Raw genomic sequence first — 18,101 nt, forward strand, 5'->3', positions numbered from 1 at the left:
AGGGGCACGTCGTGGCTGGGGCGGTCGGCTCCACGGCTTTAGGCAGCCACTTTGGGGCGAGCCTCTACGATCACGGCCCCAACGTCGTGCTTTACCGGGCAGGTCCACAACCTGCCCGACGCGCCATCAGCTTACGGGGCCGTGATCATTCGCCCCAAGCAGCTCCAGCCCAGAGCCGCTCCGCCAGCCGCGTGGTCACCGCCGCTGCGTGATGCTTGAGAAGTTCTCGAACTGGCTGCGAGACGTGGGATGTTGATGGAGAATGGGGCTGCTCGAAGCGCCAAGTACCGGTCTCCCTGCAACCCGCCGCCCTGAGGGGCATGAGAGTCGAGGGAGACCGAACGAATGGAACCGATGTCGCTGCTGCTGATCGCGGTTATCTTCATGATCATTCGTGAAAAGCGGTAGCTCGGAGGAGATGGTGTGGCGAGCAGGCCGGGAGCCCTTTGGGGCTCCCGGTCCACGTTCTTCGGATGGGAGTGCGCGATTAGGGACCTGATCTTCGTCGAGGCCGCGCGAATGCAGTTCGATGCGCTGACCGAGAGGCGCAAGGCTGATGCCGGAAAGGCTTTGCTGACGATCGCCCAGGAAGCGAACCGCGGCGGAGTGTGGCGGTCAGGCGGTGATCACCGCCTGACCGTCACCTATGAGGTACACCCAGCAGCGATCGTCGTGACTGAAGTAAGTACGGCTCAGTCGACTGCGTCCGGCCCTCGCCAGCCCTATCAGGGAATGGAGATGCGGCACGAGGGCCGACGCTGGATTCACTTGAACCCCCATGAGGAATAGCCTCCGAAGCTTCGGGCTGCCAGGATCTCGCCAAGGGCGCAGCCCGCTGGATCTGACATCCACCGCTGAAATCAACGACGAAGAACGGCAACAGCCATAGGCGCCCAGGCATAACTCGGCTCCCACCAGGCAGACCTTTGCGTCTCCCCCTTTGATCGAACTTGTAGAGCGAAGTTCGTCGGTTCGAATCCGACAGGGGGATCTTGGTTTGGGTCTTATGGCCTGCGGTTTTGTTGCGTGGGGGTGCTGTGATCGGCCTCGGGCTTCTGGTCCGGGGCCTTTTGCGTGAGGGGACGGGCCACCGAGGTCCGGCGCCGTGGTGGACTCTTCGGCAGCGTTTGTGCCCCCCCGGGCGCAGCCGAACGTGTTCGTGGTGCGAGCCGGGCCGTGGACCGGGCGCCGGAGGCGGCAGCGCCCCGTGTCGGAGCACCGTGCGAGCGCCCCGTGCGATCGCCCAGGGCGTGAAGCGAATCGCCGCAGCGAGGAAACACCCGCCGCACCGGCAACGCCGGACGTGATCCGGGCCAGTTCACCGGCGTGCCAAGCCGCTTCGGTCGCGGCTCCCGCTACCTCGGAATCAGCGGCGTCGGCTTTCTGCCCGAGCCCGCAGCCCGCGGCCTCGACCCCCTCGACCTGGGCTTTCTCGAAGGAATCACCGTCGGCCAGGCCCGCAACCGGTGGGCGCGGTGTTCACCCGTTCGGCGGACGTGCGGCGGCGGGTGGGGACTGCCGCTGCTGCACTGAAAACTGTGCCTGCTTCCCGCGCCGATGAGCGGCGTGCCGGGCGACCCCGTCGGGCGTGGTCCCGCTCGGGCTTCCCGGACCGGACCGGACAGGCACGTGCCGAAAGCGACGCCCGCCCCCGCGGCATGGTGCCGGAGCGCCGGGTGAACGGTCGGGGCGATCAGAGTCCCGATCCGCTGCTGAGCGCCGGACAGAGCGTCGCGGGAGGAGAGCTGACAGTGCCCGAACCACTACAGGTGATCGACGGGGCGTTTTCGGGGACGGATGGGAAGGCCACCCGCCGGGCGGCCGATGAGGCGCTGCGGGTACTGATGACCCGCCATGTCGTGCGGGAGTACACGGACGAACCGGTCACGGACGCAGAGCTGGACGTGCTGATGCAGGCGATGCTGGCCGCGCCCACGGCGTCCAACCGGCAGGCATGGGCGTTCGTCGCGGTGCGCGAGAGGCGGATGCGGCGGCTGCTCCGCGCGTTCGCACCGGGCATCATCGGCCTTCCCTCGCTCATCGTCGCGGCCTGTTTCGACCGCTCGCGTGCGGCGCGGCCGGAGGAATCGGAGCGCGGCGGCTGGGACGAGGGCCTGCTGTGCGTCGCCATGGCCGTGCAGAACCTTCTGCTGGCCTCCCACGCCCTGGGCCTGGGCGGCTGCCCCGTCGCAAGCGTCCGCAAGGACCCCGTCGGCGCGCTCCTCGGGCTCCCGCCGCACCTGGAACCGGTGCTGGTGGTGCCCATCGGCCACCCCGCCCGGCCTCTTGAGCCGTCCCGGCGCCGCGACGCGAGCGAGGTGATCCGCCATGACGTCTGGAGCCGTTGAGCAGAGGCGGACGGGCGAGGAGTTGCTGCTGCTCGCCACGTACCTGATCAGCAGCGGACGCGGCCTGCTGGACGAGCCCCCGTCCTACGCGCCGATGCGCTGCCTGGACGCGGCGCGCAGAACCTTCGCCCTGGCCGCCGAGGCCGGCGCCACCAGCCAGGGCCTGGAGGACCTGCGGGCGGAGGTGGAGGACTTCATCTGCGGCGCGATGCACGGGGACCGGGATCTGAAGGGATTCCTCGACTCGCTGTGCACGCGCCTGGCACACCTGCTCCACGAGGAGGAGCTGATATCCCATGAGTGAACCGGACCGCACCGATGCCGCGGGCACCGCTCGCGCCACCGGCCCGGAGCAGACCGAGGTCGAGGTCGAGGCGTTCAGTCCGGCCTGCCGGCAGGTGCTGGAGCGCAGCGAGCACGCCCTGATCGGTGTCAGCACCGGAAACAGCTACTTCACGCAGCACAATCTGGCGATGCTGCTGAAGTGGGCCACGGGCCGGTTCGACCTCGTCGATGTCGTCTTCGCCGACCTGCACCTGGCCGATATCTACGCGGCCGACGGGTACACGTCCCAGCACGCCGCCTCACGGGCGACAAAAACGGCTCGCGACACCCGCCGGCGCATCAGGCGGGCGGTGGAACAGCTGCCGTCCACCGCGGCCGTCCGGGTCCGCTCGCTGTCCGATTGCGCCACGCTGCCCGGCTACCGGGAGGTCCACGCGCGGTTGGAGTCCGCGCGCGGCCGCGACCGGGAACTGGCGCAGATCTGCGACGACCACGTGGCCCGGTGGCTCGACTCGGACAGCCAGACCGCCGCCGCGCGCTCCGACGGCTACGACGCCCGGCACCGGGCCGGGCTCGCCTACCTCATGGCCGAACTGCCCCTGCTCGCCGCCACGCCCGAGGTGCTCGACACCCCGTCCTCGGTCTGCTGCTATCACACGTTCATGCCCATCCTCCACGGGCTGCGCCGCCTCGGCGGCTACTGGCACCCGGAGCAGGCGCATGCCGCCGTCCACCTCCCGCCGCGGGCGGCGGAGGCCGCCTGACGGGACAGCGGAGGCCGCCTGACGGCGCGACGGATCAGTCGCGGGTGGCGACGACGACCGTGTCCCCGCGGGGGTCGGCGCAGCTGCTCTCCTCGCGCAGGCCCGCGTTCCTCAGCAGCACCCGCATCTCCTCCGGGGTGCGGGTGCGCCCGCCGAGCAGCACCAGCATCAGCAGGTCGTGCCCCGGCGGTGCCCCGGCGTCCGCCTCGTCCGGACGCGCCATCGGCTCGGCGATCAGCAGCCGTGCGGCCGGCGACATCGCGTCGCGTACGCGGGTGAGGATCCGCACCGCGTCCGCGTCGGGCCAGTTGTGGAGTACCCGGCCCAGCACATAGATGTCGGCGCCCTCGGGGAGCGGGGCGAAGAAGCTCCCCGGCACCACGGTGACCCGGTCGGCGATCCCGGCGCGTGCCAGGCACGCCGCCGCGCCCTCGACCACGTTCGGGAGGTCGACCAGCACCCCGGTCAACCCGCGGTGACAGGCGAGCAGTTCCGCCAGTACGGCCCCCTGTCCGCCGCCGATGTCCGCCACCGTTCCGGTCGCGGGGAAGTCGTACGCCGCGAGCAGCGCGGGCGCCGACGAGGTGGTGCGCATCGCCTCCTGGAACAGCCCCGCCAGCTCGGGACGTTCCTTGAGGTAGTCGTAGAACGGGCTCCCGAACACCGCCTCGAAGCCGGAGCGTCCCGTACGCAGGACCTGCTCGGCCGCGCTCCACGGGAGCAGGAACTCCGGCGTGAGCGACAGGCGCAGCATGCCCTCGGCCGATCCCGGGCTTCCGGGCAGCGCGCTCCGCCCCAGCTCGGTGGCCTCGAACGTGCCCGGCTCCGCCTCGGTGACAGCCCCCGTCACCACCGCCGCCCGCAGAAACCGCAGCAGCGTCCCGGCGTCGCAGTCACAGCGGCGGGCCAGCGCGTCCACCGACCGGCGCCCCCGCGCCAGCTCCGCCAGCACCCCCCTCCCCGCCAGTGCTGCCAGGGCCATCACGCTCCAGCCCACCCCCGCGGTACCCGCCAGCCGCACGTGCGCCGCCGTCCCGTCTCCCGCCGGCTCCCGACCTGCCTGCGACTCCTGCGTATCTGTCATGACGACTCCTGCGTATCTGTCATGATCTGTCAACGATCGAATGTCGCATAAGTCCCGATCTTCGCGCTTCGCCGTGCGGGATGCGGGCGCCCGCACGGCGCCGCTCGGGAAGACCGGGATCGCCACCTCCGCGAGGCGCGGGCTGCATGGCTTACCGCAGCACCCGCCCAACCCGGCTCCGGAGGCTGCCCGCCGGCGCGCTCACCGTGTCCACGCCTGCTGGAACTCTTCGGCCGGGACGGCCTCCACGGGGTCCTCGTCGAGATCGATCGGTTGGTCCGTGAGGAAGCCGTGGTCGTCCTCCAGGTGCTGCCAGCTGTAGCGGTGGAGTCGGCCGGCGGGAGTCAGTTCGGCCTGCTTGACGACGATCAACTCGCCGCGGTCGGGTACGGCTTCGAAGTGCCAGAGTCCGCCGTCCTCGTCGGCGTGCCGGAAGTGCCGGCGCACGGTGGCGTTCTCGTCGAGCGCTCGGTAGTACGCCACGGTCTCTGCGATGCGTGCCTGGTCAGCCATGGGTGCATCGTGTCAGCGGGGGAGGTGGGGGAGTGCGTCCCGCAGGAGTTTCCTGATCGGTCTCCTCCCCGTCGCGGCCTGCGCCCGTCGGACGGCTGGCCGTTCGCCTACGGGGTGGTCGCCTACGTGGTGGTCGCCTACGCGGCGTGGGGGCCGCGTAGCGGTCCGTGCGGGATTTCGGCGGGGTGATGGGGCGCCGGTTACCCTGCCTCGTTCTGACCAGGCCAGGAGGTTGCCGCCATGAGCAGCAGTGTGTCGCCCTTTCCCGAGCGGATGGAGCTTACGGGGGAGGGGCTCGTCCTTCGGGACTGGACCGAGGAGGATCGGGGCGCGATGCCGGCGCTGTTCGACCACCCCGACATCGCGTACTGGACCCCGATCGTCTCGCCCTTCGACGAGGCGGCCGCCGATGCGCGCCTCGACCGGGCCCGGCAGCTGCGGGCCGAGGGCAAGGTCATCATGCTCGCCGTCACCGTCGACGGCGGTGCGCCGCTCGGCGAGGTGATGCTGCGGCGCGCCCCCGAGGGGACGGAGCTGGGCTACGCGATCGGCCCGGCGCACCGCGGGCAGGGCCTGGCGGCGCGGGCGGTGCGGGTGATGGCCGCGTACGCCTTCGAGGAACTGGGCGCGGAGCAGGTGATCCTGGAGCTGGAGGCGGAGAACGCGGCGAGCATGGCGGTGGCCGTCAAGGCCGGCTTCCGGCTGCTCGACGTGCCGCTGATCACGGGGGAGGAGAAGGGGCGGGCTTATGAGCTGCAGACGTGGGGGTTGGACCGCGAGCAGGTGTGAGGTGTGAGGTGCGCCGAGGGCTTGGCCGAGGCATGCCTGAGCGCTGCGCACACCTTTGAACCCTGCGACTGAACTCTGCGGATTTTCTTGATCTTTTACGGGCGCGCCTGGGCTCCGGAGCCGGTTCGGGGCGGTCGGAGTGATGTGGCCGGGCGCTCCGCTGCCGGTTCGGCGGCCCGGGTGTGACCGTTTGCCGCTTGGCGGCCCGGCGGGTCCGGGGCGCGCCTCGGCTCGGCAGGATCACCGGGCGGCCGCCCCCGCCCGGTGATCCCGTGTGGCCGGGCCTCGCCCCTTCGGGGCTCGACGTCGCGTCTTTATCGTCGCCCTCCGCTTCCTGGGGGCGGCCTTCTGCTGCCGGAGCCTCGCGCCGCGCGCCCCTGGGGTCAGGGTCCGCGCGGACTCTCCGGGCATGCCGCTTGCCGCCGACCGCCCCGCACCCGGCTCGGCCCTTCGCCCCCCCGCGGCCGTGTGCCGACTCCGGCCTCGTGTCCCCTCTGGTCACGCCCGGCCCCCACCCCGCGGCGCCGCCCCCTCAAGCGCGCACCCCCAGGCCCCCAGGCACCCCAGGTACCCCCAAGCGCCCCCGCCCCGACAGCACTCCGGAATACCCCCAGGGGTACCCGTGTTAACGTCGATATACCCCGGGGGGTAAACGCAACGGAAGGAAGTGCCCCGTGTTCTTCGTCGACACCCTTGAGATTGCCGGGCTGGGTAATCGCAGCTATCTGGCCGGTGGCGGGCGGACCGCTGTGGTGGTGGATCCGCCGCGGGACGTCGAGCAGGTGATCGCGGCGGCGGCTCGGCGGGGGGTGCGGATATCCCATGTGGTCGAGACGCACCTGCACAACGACTACGTCAGCGGTGGGCTGGAGCTCGCCCGGATCGCCGGTGCCGCCTATCTCGTGCCCGCCGGGGCGTCGGTGGCGTTCGCGCGGACGCCGGTGCGGGACGGGGACCGTACGGAGATCGACGCCGCCGCGGGGCTCGCGCTGCGGGCGCTGGCCACTCCGGGGCACACGCCGCACCACACCTCGTACGTGCTGGAGGAGAACGGCACGGATGTGGCCGTGTTCACCGGCGGGTCGCTGCTGATCGGGACCGTCGGGCGGCCCGACCTGGTCGAACCGCGGCTGACCGAGGAGCTGGCGCGGGCGCAGCACGCGTCCGCGCACCGGCTGGCCGACGAACTGCCGGACGAGGCGGCGGTGCTGCCGACGCACGGGTTCGGCAGCTTCTGCGCGGCAGGGGGGACGACCGGGGAGGCCACCACGATCGGTGCGGAGAAGGCGTCCAACGCGGCGCTGACCCGCGAGGTGGGCGCGTTCGTCGCCGATCTGCTGGCGGAACTGGACGACATCCCCGCCTATTACGCGCACATGGGGCCGGCCAACGCCGCCGGGCCCGCGCCCGTCGACCTCACCCCGCCCGCCGTCGCCGACGCCGCGGAGATCGCCGACCGGCTGGCCGCCGGGGAGTGGGTGGTCGATCTGCGGCACCGCGTCGCCTTCGCCGAGGGGCATGTGGCCGGCGCATTCAACTTCGAGGGTGCCGGGCAGCTCGCCACGTATCTGGCCTGGCTGATCCCGTGGGGGAAGCCGGTGACGCTGCTCGCCGAGTCGGCCGAGCAACTGGCCGACGCGCAGCGCGAGTTGGTGCGGGTCGGCATCGAGCGCCCGGCCGCCGCGGCCACCGGCGACCCGGCGGACTGGGTGCGTGACGGCGAGGCCCTCGCCTCCTTCCCCCGGGCCGCCTTCGCCGATCTCGCGGAGCGGGCCGGCGGTGCCGGGGACGGTGTCGTCGTCCTCGACGTCCGCCGGGACGCCGAGCGGGCGAAAGGTTTCATCGAGGGCTCGGTCCACCTTCCGCTCCATCTGCTGCACCAGCGGATCCATGACGTTCCCGCAGGTCAGGTCTGGGTGCACTGCGCCGGCGGCATGCGGGCGGCCATCGCCGCCTCCCTGCTCGACGCGGCGGGCCGCGACGTCGTGGCCGTCGACGACTCCTTCGACGCGGCCGAACGCGCCGGACTCACCGTCCGCCCCGCCTGACCCGACCGCGATCCGCGAGCGATCCGACCGTGATCCGAGAGTGAGCAGCTTCCTGTGAGCACCTTCAGCATGACGTCCGGCAGACGCGGCCCCGCCGCCCCGGCGCGCGGGACCGCCCCGTGGGCCGACGACGCCCGTGGCCGTATCCGTATGCGTACCCGTACGGGTGCCGTCCCCGGGTACGCCGTTCCCGTACCGCATCCGGTGGCCGGTGCCGGCGCCGGTGCCGTGGGCCTGTGTGGCGCCGGTGGGTGGTCGGCATGAGTGCGGTCATCTTCGCGCTGGTCGCGGGCGGGGTCATCGGTGTCGCGCTGGGGGCGCTCGGCGGGGGCGGCAGTGTGCTGGCCGTGCCGGCGCTGATCTATCTGCTCGGCTTCACGCCGGTCGCGGCCACCACCGCGAGCCTGATCATCGTGGCCGCCACCTCGGCCACCGCGCTGCTCGCGCACGCCCGTGACGGGCAGGTGAAGTGGCGTACGGGGCTGCTGTTCGCGGCGGCGGGGATCGGGCCGGCGATGCTGGGCGGTGCGCTCGCGGGGCGGTTGCCGACCGCGCTGCTGACCGTCGCGTTCGCGGCGCTCGCGGGCACCGCGGCGTTCCGGATGCTCCGGAAGCCGGCCGTCAGGGAGGGTTCCGGGGAGATACGGCCGGGCCGGGCGGCGGCCGTCGGTGCCGGGCTCGGGGCGGTCACCGGGGTGCTCGGTGTCGGCGGCGGGTTCCTCGCCGTTCCGGCGCTGGTCAATGTGCTCGGCATGCGGATGCGGGCGGCGGTGGGCACCAGCCTGCTGGTCATCACCGTCAACTCGCTCGCCGCGCTGGGGCTGCGCGCCGGGACGACGACCGGTCTGAACTGGGCCGTCATCGGGCCGTTCGCCGGGGCGGCGATCCTGGGCGCCTGGGACGGCAAGCGGCTGGCGGCGAAGGTGTCCGGCCCGGCCCTGCAGCGCGTCTTCGCCGTCGTCCTGCTCGCGGTGGCGGCGTTCATGCTCGTGGATGCGGTCGTATGAGCCGCCATCCGAAGGGCGTCGCCGGCTCGGCAGCCCTCGCGTCCCGGCGGCCGCCGGCCCCCGGGCGCCGTACGGGCCCCGCCGCTCCGGGGAGCGGACCGGCGGACCGGCTCACGCCAGCGACAGGAACAGCTTCTCCAGCCGGGCCCGCATCTGCTCGGTGTCCTCGCCGCTCTTCGCGCCGGACTCGATGTCCGCCACGCACTGCTGCAGGCCCGTCGCGATGATCGCGAAACCGGCCCGGTCCAGCGCCCGGGAGGCGGCGGCCAACTGGGTGACGACGTCCTCGCAGTCGCGGCCCTCCTCGATCATCCGGATCACCCCGGAGATCTGGCCCTGCGCCCGCCGCAGCCGGTTCAGCACCGCCTTCAACGAGGCGCCCTCAAGCTCCAGTTCCACGACCACGCTCCCGTTCCCTGACCAGGCCGCCGTTCCCGACCGCTCTTCTGTAATACCCCTAGGGGTACTGTACGTCCCGGTTCGGGACGGTGGCGACCACCGGAGGATCTCCACCATGACCAGCTCTCCCACCCCCACCACTCTCGACATCGCCCGGGCCCGGGCCCGGCTGCCCCAGCTGGCCGTGATCGACGTCCGGACGCCCGGTGAGTTCGCCGGCGGGCATCTGCCGGGCGCCCTGAACATTCCGCTCGACCACCTCGGCCGCGCGCTGCCCGGGATCCGGGACGCGGCCGCCCGCCGCGACCTGCTGATCGTCTGCGCCTCCGGTGCCCGTTCGGCCCGCGCCTGCGCGCTCCTCGCCGAATCGGGCATCCCGGCGGCCACCCTCGACGGCGGCACCGCGGCGTGGACCGCCGCCGGATACGACGTGGAGCGGCCCGTCGCCTGCGACATCCGCGCGGGCTGGAGCATGGAGCGGCAGGTGCGGCTCGCCGCGGGCTCGCTCGTCCTGCTGGGGCTGCTCCTCGGCCTGCTCGTGCACCCCGCCTTCCAGCTGCTCTCCGCCGGGGTCGCGGGCGGTCTGGTCTTCTCCGCCCTCACCGACACCTGCGGAATGGCGGCGATCCTCGCCAAGCTGCCGCACAACCGCCCGCGCGGCGCGGACCTGGACGCGACGCTGGCGGCGCTGCGCGAACGCTGAGCGGAGCGGGGCGCGCCCCGGGGCCGACGTATCGTCTACAGTGTTGTAGACATTTTCGTGAGTGTCTCCGTGGGTGTCTCCGCGGAGATCTCCGTAGATATCTCCGTGGACATCGCTGCGGGTACTTTGCCCGTCCCTGGCCGCCCGAGGCCGTACCGCCCGCGCCCGGCGCCGCCCCCATGGCGGCGCGGGGCGCGGCGGAGCCCGGGCCCGTGAGGTGATCGCCGTTGCATCCCGCCACGATCCTGGTCGTCGAGGACGATCCCGCCCTGCGCGACGTACTGGTGCGCGGGCTGCGGGAGGAGGGGTTCGAGACGGCCGCCGCCCGGGACGGCGCCGGTGCGCTGCGGCTCGTCGGGGACGGCGTCGACGCGGTGGTGCTGGACATCGGGCTGCCGGACGCGGACGGACGGGACGTGTGCCAGGCGATGCGGGCGCGCGGATTCCTTCGCCCGGTCGTGTTCCTCACCGCGCACGGCGGGCTCGCCGACCGGCTGAGCGGCTTCTCCTCGGGCGGCGACGACTATCTGCCCAAGCCGTTCCACCTCGCCGAACTCACCGCGCGGCTGCGCGCCGCCCTCCGCCGGTCCGGCGCCGCGACCGGCCTCGCCACCGGCGACCTCACCCTCGACCCGGTCCGGCACGGGCTGTCCGTCCGCGGCACCGAGACGGCGCTGACGCCCACCGAGTTCCGGCTGCTGGCCGCGCTGCTGGCCGAACCGGGGGCGGTGGTGCGCCGCCGGGAGCTGATCCGCGCCGGCTGGCCGGCCGGCGCGCAGGTCAGCGACAACACCCTCGATCAGTACCTGAGCCGTCTGCGCCGCAAGCTCCGGGACGCCGGCAGCGCCCTGACGATCGGCACCGCCCGCGGCATCGGTCACCGCCTGTCATGACCGGCCGCCGGACCGAAACCGCCCCGCCCGGCCGCTCCCGCCTCGCCGCGGCGCTCCGCGGGCGCGGCCCCCGCACCCTGCGCGGCCGGCTGTCCCTGGCCGCGCTGACCTGCGCCGCGTCCGTCATGGTGCTGCTCACCGTCGTGTGCAACACGGTCGTCCGCCACCACCTGCAACGGCAGGCGGACGACGAACTGCACACCCGGGTCACCGCGGTCGCCGCCACCGTCGACACCCGTCACACCCCGGTACGCGTCCTGGAGACGACCGACGACGCGCCGCTCGACACCAACGTGTGGATCTACGCGGGCCGCCGGCTCCTCGAACACCCCGCGTCCGCCCCGGACGGCGCCCCGCTCAGCCGCGCCGCGGCCCGCCTCGCCGCCCACGGCGACAAGCGGTGCGCGGTCCACGACGCCGGGGCCCCGATAGGCCTGTGCGCGGCCCCGGTGGGCGACGCCGACGCGCGCGGCCGGCCCGTCGCCGCCGTGGTGGCCGCGTTGGACCTGCGCCCCTACCGCGCCTCGGCCGCCACCTTGCTGTGGGCCTCCCTCGCCCTGGACGGCGCCGTGCTGGCGGGCGCGTACGCGCTGACCTGGCTGGCCGTGGGGCGGGCGCTGCGCCCCGTGACGGAGATGACCGACCAGGCCACCCGGTGGAGCGCGGTCTCCTCCCCGCACCGGATGGCCGGCACCGGCCGCCCCGCCGAACTGACCCGCCTGGGAACCTCGCTGGACGAGCTGCTGGACCGGATCCGCGCCGTGCTCCGCCACGAGCAGCAGCTCACCAGGGAGCTGTCGCACGAGCTGCGCACGCCCCTGGCGCGGATCACCGCCGAACTCGACTGGTGGCGGGCGCGTCCGCGCTCCGCCGCCGAGACCGCGGCGACGCACACGGTCCTCGCCGACGCCGCCGACTCCATGCGCTCCATCTGCGACACCCTCCTCGACGACGCGCGCGCCACCGCCGACGCCGCCCCGGGGACCGCCGACGCGGTGGCCGTGCTGCGGCGGCTCGCGGACCGGCTCAGCCGCCCGGACGGCCCCGCCGTCACGGTCACCGGCCCGGACGCGGCGGCCTGCGGGGTGCCCGCCGCGCTGCTGGAACGCATCGTCGGCCCACTCGCCGACAACGCCCTGCGCTACGCGCGCACCGGGGTCGGCATCCGGATCGGGCGGGCGGACGGCGCGATCCGGGTGGAGGTCGCCGACGACGGGCCCGGGGTGCCGCCCGCCTTCGTCGCCGAGCTGTTCCGGCCGGGTAGCCGGGCCGATCCGGCGGACGGGCACGGCGGCGCGGGGCTGGGCCTGCCGCTGGCCCGGCGGCTGGCCCGCACCGCGGGCGGCGAGGTGGCCCACGAGGCCCAGGACTCGTCCGGGGCGCGGTTCGTGGTCACCTTGCCGGGCGGCTGACCGGCCGCCGTCACTGCGCCTGGGGAGCGTACCGGCGTTCCCGCAGCTGCGCACGGACCGTGAAGCCGATCAGGACGGCGAGGAGCACGGCCGACGAACCGGCGGTGCCGAGGTCGAGACCGCCCTTGGCCAGCGGCTTGGTGAGGAAGTCGCCGGCGGTCGCCCCGAGCGGGCGGGTGAGGACGAAGGCGATCCAGAACAGCAGCACGTTCGGCACGGCGGGCACCTTCATCAGCGCCACCAGCACCGCGAGCGCACCGGTGACCAGAAGCGCGCCGCCCGCGTAGCCGAGCCCGGAGCTGTCGGAGAGGAAGTCGCCCATCGAGGTGCCGAGCGTGTTCGACACCAGGATCGCCGCCCAGAACAGCGCCTCCGCGCGGAAGGTGACGATGTCGCGGAGGGCGAACGTCAGCCCGGTGCCCTTCCAGACGGCGAAGATCGCGAGCAGCAGCGTGATCAGGATCGCGGCGCCGACCGGGTACCCCAGACCCAGGCCCTGCGGCCCCCAGCCCAGCGACGTGGCGCCGCCGGAGAGGTATTTGGTGCTCGCGTCCCGGTTCATGAAGTCGGACATCGTGGTGCCCGCCGTGCTGGTGGACAGGATGACGGTCCAGTAGAAGAACGGGTTGTAGCGCCGGGAGCGGAGCTGGACGGCCAGCGTGACCACGAAGATCAGGAACAGCAGGACGGTGGTGAGGAAGTAGCCCAGCTTGAGAGTCTGGGCGAAGAGGTCACCGGCCGTCTCGCCGAGGGTGGTCGCCGCGATCTTCATGATCCAGAAGGCCGGGGTGACCTCCGGCAGCTTCTTCGTCGCGGCGGGGGCGGTGGGCGCCGGTGGCGCCGGTGGCGGGGCGGTGACGGCGGCGTCCGGACCGGTCAGGGCCTGGGTGTTGTCCACTTCTCGTACTCTCCGAGGGAATGCCGGCAGGGGGTTCCGCGCCGCGTCCGGGTCGGGCGGCGGCACGCGCCGACCGACCCTCCCAGCCGCTTCCTGAACACATCCTGAACGCCGCCGCGGACCCGCCTCAGCCCTCCCGCGGGCTCCCGTCGTCCACCCCGGAGGCATCGCGCCGGGTCACGGTCAAGAACACCACCAGGATCAGGACGACCGTCAGGAACAGCACGCTCGTGACCACGGTTCCGATGCCCAGCCCGCCGTCGGTGACCGGCTGCGCGAGGTAGTCCCCGAGCGACGCGCCCAGCGGCCGGGTCAGGACGTAGGCGGTCCAGAAGCCCACCACCGCACCCAGTGCGCGGGTGGAGCGCGCCGCCGCCACCACGGCGAGGGCGGCGGCGAACAGCACGGCGGAGAGCGAGTACCCCAGGTCAAGACGCTCGGCGACCAGATCGCCCGCGGCGGTGCCCAGGGCGAAGGTGAACAGCACGGCGAGCCAGTAGAAGGACTCGCGGCGGGCGCTGTCGACGTGGTGGATGGAGAGCGTCCGCTCGCTGCGGAACCAGACGGCGAACACCGCGGCGAGGACGAGCGCGAAGGCGACGGTGGAGGCTTCCAGGGGCACGCCGAGGTTGTCGGTCAGATTGTCGCTGAGCAGCGTGCCGACGACGCTGATCATCGCCACCGCCGACCAGTAGACGGCGGGCCGGTAGGCGGCGGTGCGCAGCTGCGCCACGAGCACCCCGGCCAGCACCGCGCTCATCAGCAGCGACACCCCGGTCAGCCCGAGCCCCAGCTTCTCGTTCAGCAGATCGGCGGCGGTCTCGCCGACCGTGGTGCACAGGATCTTGATCACCCAGAAGTACGGGGTGACCTCGGGAACCTTGTTCCGGCGGGGGCGGCGGCGGGGACGGGCGGGGGTCGTACCGGCCGGCCCGTGGGCCCCGACGGCTTCGGAGATGTCAGCAGTCATGGTGCCCGACCGTGCCACCCGCGGTCTGAACACATCCTGAACGCCCCGGCGGCGGACCCCGCGCGCCCCCGTGGTCTGATGGCGCCGTGAACGAGGCGGTGGAGGAGCGCAACCGGCGGATGCTGCGGGCGCGGGACGCGATGGACCGGGCGTACGCACAGCCGCTGGACGTCCCGGCGCTGGCGCGCATCGCGCATGTCTCGCCCGCCCACTTCGCCCGCACCTTCCGGACCACCTTCGGCGAGACCCCCCACCGCTACCTGCAACGACGCCGCGTCGAACGGGCGATGTCGCTGCTGCGGGAGACCGACCGCAGCGTCACGGACATCTGCTACGAGGTCGGCTTCGCCAGCCTCGGCACGTTCAGCCGGACCTTCCACGAGATCGTCGGCCGCTCGCCGCGGACCTACCGCAGGGAAGCGGTGGCGGCGCGCGTGCCGACCTGTTTCACCATGGCGTGGACACGGCCCAGCGCGTGAGGAGGGCCGCCCTTCCCGGGGGGAGGCGGGGCGTGGCACCCGTGTGCAGCCGGGGAGAAGAGCAGTTCCGGAGAAGTTTTCCGCCGGGCCCGCCCGTAGGTTGGGCGACATGTTCACCGCCATCACTCACTCACAGCTCTACGTCCTCGACCAGGACAAGGCCCTCGACTTCTACGTCGGCACCCTCGGTCTGGAGGTCACCGCCGACATCGACATGGGGTTCATGCGGTGGCTGACCGTCGCCGTCCCCGGCCACCCGGAACGGCAGATCCTGCTGGAGAAGCCGGGCTCCCCGGCGATGTCCGAGGAGACCGCCGCCCAGGTCCGTGACCTGGTCACCAAGGGGGCGATGGGCGGCTGGCTCATCCTCGCCACCGACGACTGCCGCCGGACCTACGAGACGCTCCGCGAGCGCGGCGTCGAGTTCACCCAGGAGCCGACGGAGCGCCCGTACGGCATCGACTGCGGGCTGCGCGACCCCTTCGGCAACAACCTCCGCTTCACCCAGCCGAAGGGGTAGCGCCGGGGCGCGCCGCCGGGCGGGTGCGCCGGTGGCCGGGCGGACGGCGCCCTCGGAATCCGTCCGCCCGGAACGGGTGCGGCTGCCGGAGCGGCGGGCGTACATTGCGGCCATGGCGACCTCCATGACACGTGACGCTTACGAGCAACGGATGGAACGGGCCGCCGCCGCGGCCGCCGCGGCGGGACTCGACGGCCTGATCGTGACGCCGGGCCCGGACCTGGGCTGGCTGTGCGGCTACCAGGTCACGGCGGTCACGGAGCGGCTGACCGCCCTCGTCCTCGCCCCCGGCGCCCGGCCGCGGCTGCTGGTCCCCGCCCTGGAACGGCCGGACGCCGAGGCGGCCCCGGGCGCCGGGGCGCTGGACATCACCGGATGGGGCGACGGCACCGACCCCTACGGGCAGCTGGCGGCCTGGCTCGACCCGAAGGGCCGGTACGGCGTCTCGGACTCCACCTGGGCGCTGCACCTCCTCGGCCTCCAGCGGACCCTGCCGGACAGCGGCTACGGCGCGCTGTCCGAGGCGCTGCCGATGCTGCGGGCCGTGAAGGACGCGTACGAGGTGGAGCGGATGGCGGCGGCGGGCGCCGCGGCCGATGCGACGTACGACGACATCCTGGGCCTGCCGTTCGCCGGCCGCCGCGAGCACGAGGTGGCCGCGGACCTCAGCCGGCTGCTGATCCGGCACGGCCACAGCCAGGTCGACTTCACCATCGTCGGCTCCGGCCCCAACGGCGCCAACCCGCACCACGAGGCGGGCGACCGGCTCATCCAGGACGGCGACATGGTCGTCCTGGACTTCGGCGGCCTCAAGGACGGCTACGGCTCCGACACCACCCGCACCGTCCACGTCGGCGAGCCGACCGCCGAGGAACGCACGGTGCACGACATCGTCCGCGAGGCGCAGCAGGCGGCGTTCGAGGCGGTGCGCCCCGGGGTGGCGTGCCAGGAGATCGACCGGGTCGCCCGCCGGGTCATCAAGGCCGCCGGATACGGCGAGTACTTCATCCACCGCACCGGCCACGGCATCGGCGTCACCACCCACGAACCGCCGTACATGGTCGAGGGCGAACACCTGCCCCTCGTCCCCGGCATGTGCTTCTCGATCGAGCCCGGCATCTACCTGCCGGGCCGCTTCGGCGTACGCATCGAGGACATCGTCACCTGCACGGAGACGGGCGGCCGCCGGCTCAACACCACGGAGCACCGGATGGCGCTGGTGCGGTGAGGTCAAAAACTTTTTCCGCGCGGCGTCTTCGCAGGTGGAAGCGGGTGCCGGAGCCGTCGGCGACGGGCGGGAGCCGCCGCGGGGGAGCCGTCGCCGACCGGAATTGTCAGTGGTGTGGTTCACGATGGGTGAGCAGATGACGGTGGCGCGCACGGACGGTGCGCGCGGCCGGTCGTTCCGCCGCGGCGGGCACGGGGGTGTCGCCGCGGCCGGGCGGCGGTCGCGGTCGCGGTGGCGGCGAACGGAAGGCGGTGGAGCGTGGCAGGGCGGCGAGCGGGGACGGTCCGGGCGGTGCGCCGGGCGGAGGTGAGACTGCCTCAGCTGACGGCGTTCGAGGGCGGTGAGCTGGAGCCCGAAGGGGATTACGACGGGCTGGAGTTCACGGACACCGATGCGGCGGGCCAGTCGGCCCGTGGCGCCCGGTTCATGGACTGCGCGCTCCGCCGCTGCGCGCTCGACGAGACGGAGCTGAGCCGCGCGCGGTTCCTCGACACCGTCCTGAGCGGCATACGGGGCGTCGGCACGGACCTCTCGCAGGCGTCGCTGCGCGATGTGGAGATCACCGACGCCCGGCTGGGCGGGACGCAGCTGCACGGCGCGGTGCTGGAGCGGGTCGTGGTGCGCGGCGGGAAGATCGACTTCCCGAATCTGCGCACCGCGAAGCTGCGGGACGTGGTCTTCGAGGGCTGCGTCCTGGTCGAGGCGGACTTCTCCGGCGCGGAGCTGGCGCGCGTCACCTTCGAGGACTGCACGCTCGCCCGCGCCGACTTCACCGGCGCCCGGATGAAGGACGTCGACCTGCGCGGCGCCGCCGCCCTCGACGTGACCCGCGGCATCGACGGCCTCGCCGGCGCCGTCATCAGCCCCACCCAACTCCTCGACCTGGCCCCGTCGTTCGCGTCCCAACTGGGCGTCCGGGTGGAGTGAGGAGAGGCGGGGAGAGGAGGGGCGGGGAGAGGCGGATGGGCGGGGTGGGTGGGCCGGGGGGGGAGGGGAGGGAAGCATCAACAACGACGACGAAGCGCCCCCCACCCCCGGCGACCTGACCCGCTGGGATCCCGCCTCGCCCGCCGAGGTGGCCGCCGCGTTCGACGGACACGGCAGCCGCTGGTGGGTGGCCGGCGGGTACGCGATCGAGTGGGCGGTGGGCCGGCGGTTCCGCGGCCATGCCGATATCGATGTCCTGGTGCTGCGGCGCGATCACCTCGTGGTGCAGCGGGCCCTGCCGGACTGGGAGTGGTGGGCCGCCGATGCGCCGGGGCGGCTGCGCCCGTGGCGGCCGGGCGAAACCCTGCCCACCCGTGTCCACGACATCTGGTGCCGCCCGGACCCAGGAGCGCCCTGGCGTCTCCAGGTGATGCTGGACGAGTCCCGCGGCGGCGAATGGAACTCCCGGCGCGACCCGGGCGTGCGCCGCCCCCTCGACGCGCTGACCGGCGCATCCCCCGCCGCGGGCGGCATCCCGTACCTCACCCCCGAGGTGCAGCTCTACTACAAGGCCAAGGACCCTCGCCCCAAGGACGAGGCGGACTTCCGCGCCGCCCTGCCCGTCCTCACCACCCCGCAACGGCACTGGCTCGCCGCGGCGATCACCCGGACGTACGGGGCGCCGCACCCATGGATCGCGTGCCTCACGGGATGAGGGGCGCGGGCCATGCACCGCACCCGGCCGCGGCCCGGCCGTGCGCCCCTTGCCCGGTCGGCCACCGGACCGTACGGAACGCCGGCCACCGGACCGTATGGAACGGCCGCGGGTGCCCG

Annotated in this window: 20 protein-coding genes; 15 read left to right on the top strand and 5 right to left on the bottom strand. The window is 73.3% G+C overall.

The genetic code is table 11. The features are described 5' to 3' along the window. Positions 1 to 423 precede the first annotated feature (423 nt). The 4 genes from ABT345_RS28230 (at position 424) to ABT345_RS28245 (ending at position 3,397) form a co-directional block, all read left to right on the top strand. Positions 424 to 789 carry a hypothetical protein gene (locus ABT345_RS28230; RefSeq protein WP_345079167.1) on the top strand — a complete coding sequence of 122 codons (366 nt, stop codon included), beginning with the start codon at positions 424 to 426 and terminating at the stop codon, positions 787 to 789. 962 nt (positions 790 to 1,751) lie between these two features. Beyond that, positions 1,752 to 2,348: a nitroreductase family protein gene (locus ABT345_RS28235; RefSeq protein WP_345079170.1), complete on the top strand. Its 597-nt coding sequence runs from the start codon at positions 1,752 to 1,754 to the stop codon at positions 2,346 to 2,348. Then, the gene (locus tag ABT345_RS28240) at positions 2,329 to 2,652 is read left to right on the top strand and encodes a DUF6092 family protein (protein ID WP_345079173.1); all 324 of its coding nucleotides are present in this window, start codon (positions 2,329 to 2,331) and stop codon (positions 2,650 to 2,652) included. Before ABT345_RS28235 ends, ABT345_RS28240 begins: the two co-directional genes overlap by 20 nt. Further along, positions 2,645 to 3,397: a tRNA-dependent cyclodipeptide synthase gene (locus ABT345_RS28245; RefSeq protein WP_345079176.1), complete on the top strand. Its 753-nt coding sequence runs from the start codon at positions 2,645 to 2,647 to the stop codon at positions 3,395 to 3,397. Before ABT345_RS28240 ends, ABT345_RS28245 begins: the two co-directional genes overlap by 8 nt. A gap of 34 nt (positions 3,398 to 3,431) precedes the next feature. Here the strand turns inward: ABT345_RS28245 and ABT345_RS28250 are convergent, their stop codons facing one another. Then, complete coding sequence (locus ABT345_RS28250; protein WP_345079179.1) at positions 3,432 to 4,481, bottom strand: methyltransferase; 1,050 nt, start codon at positions 4,479 to 4,481, stop codon at positions 3,432 to 3,434. Between the two features lie 201 nt (positions 4,482 to 4,682). Then, positions 4,683 to 4,994 carry a hypothetical protein gene (locus ABT345_RS28255; RefSeq protein ID WP_345079182.1) on the bottom strand — a complete coding sequence of 104 codons (312 nt, stop codon included), beginning with the start codon at positions 4,992 to 4,994 and terminating at the stop codon, positions 4,683 to 4,685. A 240-nt stretch (positions 4,995 to 5,234) separates the two neighbouring features. On the opposite strand from ABT345_RS28255, the gene ABT345_RS28260 reads away from it, so the two are divergent. From ABT345_RS28260 to ABT345_RS28270, 3 genes are all read left to right on the top strand, one after another. Further along, a complete protein-coding gene (locus tag ABT345_RS28260; RefSeq protein ID WP_345079185.1) occupies positions 5,235 to 5,783 on the top strand; it encodes a GNAT family N-acetyltransferase in 549 nt (182 codons plus the stop codon). Between the two features lie 674 nt (positions 5,784 to 6,457). Further along, positions 6,458 to 7,831 (top strand): rhodanese-like domain-containing protein, encoded by a 1,374-nt coding sequence (locus tag ABT345_RS28265; protein WP_345079188.1) that lies wholly within the window; start codon positions 6,458 to 6,460, stop codon positions 7,829 to 7,831. A gap of 260 nt (positions 7,832 to 8,091) precedes the next feature. Next, positions 8,092 to 8,838 carry a sulfite exporter TauE/SafE family protein gene (locus ABT345_RS28270; RefSeq protein WP_345079191.1) on the top strand — a complete coding sequence of 249 codons (747 nt, stop codon included), beginning with the start codon at positions 8,092 to 8,094 and terminating at the stop codon, positions 8,836 to 8,838. 111 nt (positions 8,839 to 8,949) lie between these two features. On the opposite strand, the gene ABT345_RS28275 is transcribed toward ABT345_RS28270, so the two are convergent. Continuing rightward, positions 8,950 to 9,237, bottom strand: coding sequence for a metal-sensitive transcriptional regulator (locus ABT345_RS28275; RefSeq protein WP_345079194.1), 288 nt, complete (start codon positions 9,235 to 9,237; stop codon positions 8,950 to 8,952). A gap of 115 nt (positions 9,238 to 9,352) precedes the next feature. Here ABT345_RS28275 and ABT345_RS28280 point away from each other — a divergent pair, with 115 nt between their 5' ends. The 3 genes from ABT345_RS28280 to ABT345_RS28290 all read left to right on the top strand — a co-directional run bounded on the left by ABT345_RS28280 (position 9,353) and on the right by ABT345_RS28290 (position 12,245). Continuing rightward, positions 9,353 to 9,940 carry a rhodanese-like domain-containing protein gene (locus ABT345_RS28280; RefSeq protein WP_345079197.1) on the top strand — a complete coding sequence of 196 codons (588 nt, stop codon included), beginning with the start codon at positions 9,353 to 9,355 and terminating at the stop codon, positions 9,938 to 9,940. A gap of 227 nt (positions 9,941 to 10,167) precedes the next feature. After that, the gene (locus tag ABT345_RS28285) at positions 10,168 to 10,833 is read left to right on the top strand and encodes a response regulator transcription factor (RefSeq protein WP_345079200.1); all 666 of its coding nucleotides are present in this window, start codon (positions 10,168 to 10,170) and stop codon (positions 10,831 to 10,833) included. Next, complete coding sequence (locus ABT345_RS28290) at positions 10,830 to 12,245, top strand: sensor histidine kinase (RefSeq protein WP_345079203.1); 1,416 nt, start codon at positions 10,830 to 10,832, stop codon at positions 12,243 to 12,245. The genes ABT345_RS28285 and ABT345_RS28290 overlap by 4 nt, the downstream gene beginning before the upstream one ends. A 10-nt stretch (positions 12,246 to 12,255) precedes the next feature. Here ABT345_RS28290 and ABT345_RS28295 read toward each other — a convergent pair whose 3' ends face one another. After that, a complete protein-coding gene (locus tag ABT345_RS28295) occupies positions 12,256 to 13,143 on the bottom strand; it encodes a COG4705 family protein (protein WP_345079206.1) in 888 nt (295 codons plus the stop codon). A 127-nt stretch (positions 13,144 to 13,270) separates the two neighbouring features. Next, on the bottom strand, positions 13,271 to 14,113 hold the full coding sequence (locus tag ABT345_RS28300) for a COG4705 family protein (protein WP_345079209.1): 843 nt from the start codon (positions 14,111 to 14,113) through the stop codon (positions 13,271 to 13,273). A 119-nt stretch (positions 14,114 to 14,232) separates the two neighbouring features. Here ABT345_RS28300 and ABT345_RS28305 point away from each other — a divergent pair, with 119 nt between their 5' ends. The 5 genes from ABT345_RS28305 to ABT345_RS28325 all read left to right on the top strand — a co-directional run bounded on the left by ABT345_RS28305 (position 14,233) and on the right by ABT345_RS28325 (position 17,982). Further along, positions 14,233 to 14,592: a helix-turn-helix domain-containing protein gene (locus ABT345_RS28305; protein ID WP_386459649.1), complete on the top strand. Its 360-nt coding sequence runs from the start codon at positions 14,233 to 14,235 to the stop codon at positions 14,590 to 14,592. Positions 14,593 to 14,701: 109 nt separating this feature from the next. Continuing rightward, positions 14,702 to 15,112: a VOC family protein gene (locus ABT345_RS28310; protein ID WP_345079214.1), complete on the top strand. Its 411-nt coding sequence runs from the start codon at positions 14,702 to 14,704 to the stop codon at positions 15,110 to 15,112. A gap of 124 nt (positions 15,113 to 15,236) precedes the next feature. Further along, a complete protein-coding gene (locus ABT345_RS28315) occupies positions 15,237 to 16,340 on the top strand; it encodes a M24 family metallopeptidase (protein WP_345079217.1) in 1,104 nt (367 codons plus the stop codon). Positions 16,341 to 16,598: 258 nt separating this feature from the next. Further along, positions 16,599 to 17,267 (top strand): pentapeptide repeat-containing protein, encoded by a 669-nt coding sequence (locus tag ABT345_RS28320; protein WP_345079220.1) that lies wholly within the window; start codon positions 16,599 to 16,601, stop codon positions 17,265 to 17,267. Between the two features lie 148 nt (positions 17,268 to 17,415). Continuing rightward, positions 17,416 to 17,982, top strand: coding sequence for a nucleotidyltransferase domain-containing protein (locus ABT345_RS28325; protein WP_345079223.1), 567 nt, complete (start codon positions 17,416 to 17,418; stop codon positions 17,980 to 17,982). The last annotated feature ends 119 nt before the right edge of the window (positions 17,983 to 18,101 follow it).

The organism is Streptomyces sp. NPDC000404 (assembly GCF_040300365.1).
GTDB lineage: Bacteria > Actinomycetota > Actinomycetes > Streptomycetales > Streptomycetaceae > Streptomyces > Streptomyces ramulosus.